Annotated in this window: 1 pseudogene; it reads left to right on the forward strand. The window is 54.9% G+C overall.

Annotated elements, in window-relative coordinates:
- Positions 1 to 268, forward strand: a pseudogene (locus F0155_RS23315) (IS110 family transposase); the annotation flags it as partial.
- Positions 269 to 541 lie beyond the last annotated feature (273 nt).

Raw genomic sequence — 541 nt, forward strand, 5'->3', positions numbered from 1 at the left:
TGGCACCGTGACGAAGTGCCAGGGCATCTCCAAGGCGGGAAATTCTTGGGCGAGGCGTATTTTAATCGAGATTGCATGGCTGTGGTTGAAATACCAGCCGCAGACGACGTTGGCACGCTGGTACACCCAACGTACACAGGGGCAAGGGGCTCGCATCCGCAGGACCATGCTGATCGCATTGGCGCGCAAATTGGCCATTGCCTTGTGGCGATATGTGGAAATTGGTGTTCTGCCAGAGGGTGCGCATTTATCGGCTAAGGCGACCTGACCAAATTTAGAGCTTCAGGTCTCAGGCCTGAGGGCGGGATGACGGGCGTCGTGTCAACGATTGGCGTATCTTTGAAGCGCCGGCAAAAAGTGTGAACCCGTCACCGATCCGTTCGTGTGAATGCAAGATTGTGGTCAGCCGTCATGGAGCTACCGGATATAAGTTGATGCGGGCGATCCCGTATGACCTTCACGCAGCAATCGATCCGCCTTGATCAGAGTAATTGAAATGTCGCGAAACAACGCGGCAAAGGGGACTTGCGTGCCTATTGAC

Source organism: Roseibium sediminis, assembly GCF_008711325.1.
GTDB lineage: Bacteria > Pseudomonadota > Alphaproteobacteria > Rhizobiales > Stappiaceae > Roseibium > Roseibium sediminis.